This is a genomic window from Oceanotoga sp. (assembly GCF_030445905.1).
Taxonomy (GTDB): domain Bacteria; phylum Thermotogota; class Thermotogae; order Petrotogales; family Petrotogaceae; genus Oceanotoga; species Oceanotoga teriensis.
The window spans coordinates 1-7,365 of sequence record NZ_JASUSU010000076.1; the positions used below are offsets into that span (position 1 = coordinate 1).

The window sequence follows — 7,365 nt, forward strand, 5'->3', positions numbered from 1 at the left end:
TAAAAATAAGCATGCTCTATAATTATTTTATAAATCAAAAAAACTCTGAGAAATAATAAACTCTCAGAGTTTTTCAAACATTAAAAAATAAGCATTGAATTTGAATATATTTTCTTTTATATCTTCTAACTAATTATTTATTGAACTTTCTATAATTTTTATTTCTTTTACTTGGCAATCGGTTAATGCTTTTTGAATCGTTGGATTTGATTTCATTTTGTTATAAACTTCTTCTATTTTTTTGATTTTTTCTTCTTTTGATTTTTCATTTATAGGAACTATGAGTTTTTCTACTTCTTCGTTTATATAGCTTCCGTCTTTTACCACTTCTTCTTTAAAATATAGTCCATAAACCATAAAATCAGCAATTTTTTCAAAGAAGTCAGATAATTCATTCGCTTTTTGTTCAGAATCGTTTAAGAGACCCTTTAAAAAAACAAGGATTTCTGATAAAAAATAATAAAATTTACTATTAATATCTTTATCCATTAAAATAGGTATTCTTTCAACAAATTGGTTAGAAAGAAGAAAACCCTTATCACTATATTGATGAGTAATTTTATCTATATAGAAATAAATCAATTTTGAGTTTAAAACTAATAATAAATAAGAAACACCATTTTTTGTAGTTATAAATGCCATACTATCTAAAATAATTGCAACATCTCTTACTAAACAGAATGTAGGTTTTTTAGTTACTCTTTGCCACACTATTTTTTCTTTTTCAAATTCCTTAACATAAGTACAGTTTCTTAAATTGTATGGGGTATCTCCTTGATCACATCTTTTTTTAATTCTATCTTCGAATTGGTCTAACCATTCTTTTATAACAGGGTAATCTTTTTCTACATCAATTCTTGAAACCCCATTATAACCATTATGAGAATTAATAAGCCATTTATCATTAAAATCAAAAGAATATCTTTTTATATCTCTACCTCTTAAAAGTGGTTTTATTATTTCGGAATTTTTGGGATCTTTTTTTATTAGTTCATCTTTTGTTTTTCCATTTATTATAAAAGCATTATTGTATCCAGTTTTAATACCAAAATATATTTCAATATCCCAGTCTTTTAGGGGTGTTCCAATTTTTTCTATTCTTTTTTTTATTTTTAGCTCTTCTTTATTTAAAAATGAAAATGTATCTTTGCTTAAATCTTCTTTTTTGTATATAACTTTTTCTTCTTTTATATATTCATCCAAACTTTTTTCAAGATCATAATTATCTCTTATATCACAATAGATGAATTCATCACTTTTTTTTGATTTTTGAAATTCAAAAACAGAAGTATCAACCGTTGCGTTTTCAAATACTTTTATCCCATTAAAATCTATGTATGATTTTATATCAACATTTTTAAGAATAAATTCACGAAAATCTTTTCCATAATTAGCTCTGGTCCATTTATTTGAAGTTATGTATGATAAAAAACCTTTTTGTTTTAGTTCTTCATACCCTTTTTCGTAAAAAGCTATGTAAATATCAGACGTTCCATTAAAAGTTTCATAATATTTTTTATACTTTTCTTTTAAAGAAACAGGTTTTATTTTTTCTCCTCTAATGTACGGCGGGTTCCCAATAACTACATCAAATCCATCTTTTATACCGAACATGAATTCTGAATCAAAAAATTCAGCAATATTGTTATGTTCATAGGGGTTCCAAGCTGCTATTTTTTGGCTTATTTCTGAATTAAAACCTATTTTGTCTAAGGCAGCTTTTAATTGCTCTCTTTTTTCTTTATCCAACATTTTATATTTATCTTTTGTAGATTTTGTTTTTGCTTCAAAGTATTTGTTTCTTATGCTTTTTAATTCTTCTTCTATTTTTTTGTACTCGTTTTGCCCTAATTGCAATGTTTTTGGTTTTTCTATTTTTAATAGTGTGTTTGCTGTAACAAATTTTGTTTCTAAATTTGGGAGAGTTAGTAGTCCAAAGTTTTTATCTTCTTTATTAACTTTTTGTTCTATAATCAAAGAGATAAAAAATCTGAGTTTTGAAATTTGTGCTGCTATTGGTTGTATATCAACACCATATATGCTGTTTTCTATTAAAAAAAGTTTTCTTGCATAGTTTGCATCATTTTTATTGAGGTTAAAAATATAATTTAATTCGTTGTGCCTTTCTTCAAAGTCTTCTTGTTCTTTTTTAATTTCTTCCATTTTTATTTCTTTCCATATATAGTTTTCTGGGTCGAGTTTTTCAAGAAGAAAAACTAATCTGTTTAAAACTCCCATAGGAAAAGCACCAGAACCACAGGCTGGGTCTAATATTTTTATATCGTAAATAGCCTTTACTATCTCCTCTACTTGTTTTTTTTCAAATTTATGTTCATATTTATTATAATCAAACAATTCTCCTAATTTATCTTCAGTTATGAAATCTAAATTTGTTTTTAAATATTCTTTTATAGAGCTATCTACCATGTAATGGACTATTTCCCTTGGTGTGTAATAACTTCCAGTTGCTTTTCTTGCAGTATCTCTTGTTTCAGGGTTATAACTTGCAAGAAGGTTTTCGAATATTCTTCCCAATAATTCTGGATCTAAAGCTACGTCTTCTTCTACAGGTGTATTTTCTTCGAGGGTAAATTTATATTTGTTTAGTATATTGAAAAGACCCTTTACACTATTTTTTTCTTTTTTGTTTTCATTAGAAAAAAGTAGTTCATCCGGGAATATTAATTTCTTTTCATTTTTTGGATTATCTGAAAACATATCAATTCTTTTTTCATGATGTCTATTGTTGCCAACTTCATCTAAACATTCAAAAAGTCCTCCATTTAAAAAAGGAATATCGTCAAAAAGATCTATTATAAGATTAGGATTTTTATCTTTTACAAATCTCAAATATCTGTATTTGTTATGAACACCGTAATAGCTACTTTTGTTTTGAAATGAACTAATAAATTTTCTATTATCTTTTTTATCTCTGTTCATTTCTGTGTTTAATGTTGCAAAGAACAAATTCTGTAGTATGGCTTTGTAATAAGTGCTGTTGTTTACTTCGGTATCTTTTACCAAAACATTTTCATAAATGTATTTTTCATCAAAGATTTTTTTATCTATAATTCCCTTTTCTTTTAAAAACCAAACGAATATAATTCTTGTCAAAAATCTTATTAAGTTTTGGGTGTTATTTTCTCTAACTTTTTCTGGATCTGCAGTTATTTTATCTGCGTTTTTAGTTTCGTCTGGTGAAGGAAATTTTACTTTATCTATAGAACTAAAAAACCAGTTATATAGCTCTTTGTAAAAACCTTTGTTAAGTTCTCTTACACTTAATTTTTCTTTCCACTTTTTGTGAAAATCGTTAAAATCTTTAGAATTTGCATCCATGTCTTTAAAATTTATGTCTTCCAAAATTCTTACGTGTGCTGCATGAGGTTCTTTTAAATCTATATCCTTTATTAAAGTTGTTTTTTCTATTACGTCTTTATCATGATCTCTTTTATGTATTCTTCTGTCTGTTATTGTCAAAGTAATTTTTTCATCATAGTTGAATATAATAAACGCTGGAGAGTTTAAAAGTCTATTTATCTTTTTAGATATATTTACTATTTTTGTCTTTGAATATTCTTGGTCTTTGAGTTTTACAGATAAAAATATATAACCAGCGATGATTTTTTGATCTGATTCGTATCTTATAAAATTATCTTTTTCTTCGTTACCTTCGCTGAAGGCAAAAAGCAAAGATATTTTTTCTATATATCTTTTTTCTTCTTCGGTTAGAGAAGTATTTTTTATACCTATTACATTTAAAAATTCTTCTAAATCATATTCATTTTTGGAAAATGTGTTATTTTTTAAAGGATAATCTAAAATTTCAAATAACTCTATTCCCGATTCATAAATATTTTCAAAATTATTCAATGTTTTTTGAATTAGGTTTCTATCCATTGTAATTCTCCTTATCTTTTATTATTAAAAAGCTAATTAGATCAAACTCTTCTTCATCCGATATTTGATTTTCTTTTGAAATTAAATTTATCTGTCCTCTTCCAGCACCAATTCCCAAAGATCTCATAGATTGATGATTCAATTTTTTGTTTATTTGTTTTACTATGCTATCTAATAATTCAGAGTATTTATCCATATTTTCTCCATCATCTGTTTCTTTTGAGAATATTTTTTCCAATTCTTCATAAGGTTGTTTTTCCCCAGAAGCTAATAATTTGTATATTTCTAATAGTTGTTTTAAATTTGTGTAATTGAATTTAATTTCTCCATCGTCATAAATGTAAACCAAAAAATATGGAGTTATTGGGTTGAATTTTTCTAAATTTTTTTCTATTTTCTCTTTTTTGGATAATTTTAACTTCAAACAGAAAATCACTCCAGGTTTTATAAATCCTTTTATGTTTTTTGGTATTTGATTTTCTGAGTAATCATTTTCCTTTGGTATAGGTACTATCGAGTATATCCCTCTTGGGAGATATTTTAATTTTTCATTTTTATCTAAGTAGTTAGTTAAATCCATTTTGTAATCATCTAAGGTAAAATCTGTTAGAGATATCGTGTCATCCATGTCTTCTAAATCTATAACTTCATTTTGTAGTTTTTTTAGTTGTTCTCCTCTAAAGTCTAAATAATTATCTTCATCTTCTTTTATTTCAAATATGTTTTCGTGTCCTGTTCCACTCATATCAGAAAGAGCCATCCTATTTTTTACTCTCTTTTCTAAATTTATATATTTTTCGAGGTCTTTTTCAGGCCAAAAATTAACCAATTGTATCTTTTGATTTTTTGAACCAATTCTGTCAATTCTTCCAAATCTTTGTGTTATTCTAACTGGGTTCCAATGTATGTCGTAATTTATTAAGTAATCACAATCTTGTAGATTTTGACCTTCTGATATACAATCAGTTGCAACGAGTATATCTATTTCTTCTTTACAATTAATTTTACCTTTTGATTTTGGAGAAAAACTCTGTAATATTTCTTCAAAATTTTTAAGGCCAATGGTTGAGCTATTTTGTCCAGCTCCAGTTACCAAACCAAGATTTAAATCCCTTTTAGATAATTCTTTTTTTAAGTTTAAATACAAATAATTAGCTGTATCTGCATATGCTGTAAATATTAATATTTTTTTGTTATTTTTGTTTATTGGGTTTTCGATTTTTTCTTCGATTATTTCGACCAAAGTTTTGAGTTTTGCATCTTTATCTCTGTTTATCTTGTTAGCTTCTTTTAGTAGTTCTTTTATAACTTTATAATCTTTTTTTATTTTTTCAAGCCACTCAGAAGCTCTCATTTCTTTTAGGTTGAAGTTTATTTTACCCTCAATCAATAAATCCATTTCTTCTTCAGAATATTCTTCTTTGTTAAAGTCTAAATCTATTTCTTTGTATTCCTCTCGATTTTCTTTATAATTTTCTATCTTGTTTATTAGATTTTCATGTTTTTTGGCTAATCTTTCAAACGTTAGTCTAAAGGAATGAATTGAACTTTCTAATCTTTTTAAATAATTAGTTTTTAGCATTAGTATCAAATTTTGTTCTCTGTCTTTTTGGCTAAGAGTTCCTGTACCACCTTTTACTAAGGTATCATGTTTTTCTGCGTATTCTTCTTGGCTTAATTTTCTAACAAAATTTGAAGGATAATATATACTTAAATCCATTTCTAATATCTTATTATTAAGTTGTTCATAATTCATGACTTGTTTAGATGTATCCAATTCAGAGTATATTGATATAGGTTTTAATCTTTTTGGAAATTTGCCTATTTTGTTGATATCATAATATTTTTTTATATGTTTTCTCGACCTAGATATTGTGTATTCATCCAATAATTTAAAAAAATCGGAATCCATTTCTTCAACAAGATTTATTTTTGAACCGTTATTTTTCTCTTCAGCCCATTTATCAAAGTTTCTTTGTGCTCTTTTAATAACTGAAGATATTCTCTCGATATTCTGCTTGTTTAAAGCTTGATCATCTTCTTTTGTAATAAAATTTATTTGATTATGCAAATCACTTAGATCATTGTTTATTGGAGTAGCTGTTAACATTAACACTTTTGTGTTTTGTCCAGCTTTAATAATTTTATTCATTAGTTTTTCGTATCTTGTAATTCTATTTTTTATAGCTCTGTTGTTTCTAAAGTTGTGAGACTCGTCTATTACTACTAAATCATATCTTTCCCAATTAATTTTTTCTAAAAAATATCCATTAGCTGCCCTTCCTTTATCTCTAGATAAATCCGTATGAAAGAATATGTCATAATAGAATTTGTCTTCGAATAATATATTGTCATCCACGGTTCCTTTATATGTATTCCAGTTTTCATATAGTCTTTTTGGGCATAAAACTAGAACTCTGTCATTTTTCATTTCATAATATTTTATAACTGCCAAAGCTTCGAATGTTTTTCCCAACCCTACACTATCTGCCAAAATACAGCCATTATGTTTTTCTATTTTACTTATTGCAGCTTTTACTCCGTCTTTTTGAAAATCATATAGCATATTCCAGATTTTTGTTTCTTGGAAATCTTCTTGCTGTGTATATTTTTCTTGATTTTCAACATATTCTTCAAAAATTTTGTATAGAGTGAATAAATAAACTATCTCTGGGCTATTGTCTTTATACACTTTGTTTAAATACTCTAACACTTGATATTTAACATCTTCAACTAATCCTGTTTTATCATTCCAAATAGAATCAAACCATTTTTTTGATTCATTCACATCTCTTTGATCAGAAAGATATACGTTCAATTCTATATTATGACTATTTTTAAATCCCAACCCACTGTAAGTAAAATTTGAGCTACCAGTGATTGCCCTTGGATCTCTTTCAGGTTTTTCAATATGATACATTTTCCCGTGTAAAAAGTTTGGTTTTACCATGGATTTTATATTTACTTTTTCTTCTATCCATTTAGCACATTCTTTTGCTACCTTTTTTTGTTTTAGTTTATTTTTTATTGTTATATTGGTTGAATTATCTTCAATAGTAAATTCTTTTGATTGCATTTGATCTGGGTTCATATTTTTTATGAAGCTTGGTTCTCCAAATAAAAAATTTAGACTTTCTATATCATCAAATTTTTCTTTTAATTCATAATAAGCATAAATCGTAAAGTATGCTGACACTATAGATAATTTTGATCCTTTTTCAATATTATTTTTTAAATACTCCCACATTTTTTGACTTTTATTATCAATTATATTACTATAATTATTCATTTTATTCTTCACCTCTTTAGGAGATTATATAATTAGATTATACAATAATTTAATTGTATAAAAAAATTTTATTATAATTCAAAAGAAGCCGAAGAATTAAAAATAAGCATGCTCTATAATTATTTTATAAATCAAAAAAACTCTGAGAAATAATAAACTCTCAGAGTTTTTCAAAC

Annotated in this window: 2 protein-coding genes; both read right to left on the reverse strand. The window is 25.8% G+C overall.

Going from position 1 to position 7,365, the window contains the following annotated elements:
* Positions 1 to 129: 129 nt before the first annotated feature.
* Entirely contained in the window at positions 130 to 3,900 is a 3,771-nt protein-coding gene (locus tag PWP28_RS13545) for an Eco57I restriction-modification methylase domain-containing protein (RefSeq protein WP_308644989.1), read from the reverse strand.
* Entirely contained in the window at positions 3,893 to 7,189 is a 3,297-nt protein-coding gene (locus PWP28_RS13550; protein WP_308644990.1) for an SNF2-related protein, read from the reverse strand. Before PWP28_RS13550 ends, PWP28_RS13545 begins: the two co-directional genes overlap by 8 nt.
* Between the last annotated feature and the right edge of the window lie 176 nt (positions 7,190 to 7,365).

Bases quoted from the DNA above. Each gene is read 5' to 3' on its own strand.
- PWP28_RS13545 (WP_308644989.1), bottom strand. From the start codon at position 3,900: ATGGATAGAAACCTAATTCAAAAAACATTGAATAATTTTGAAAATATT.
- PWP28_RS13550 (WP_308644990.1), bottom strand. From the start codon at position 7,189: ATGAATAATTATAGTAATATAATTGATAATAAAAGTCAAAAAATGTGG.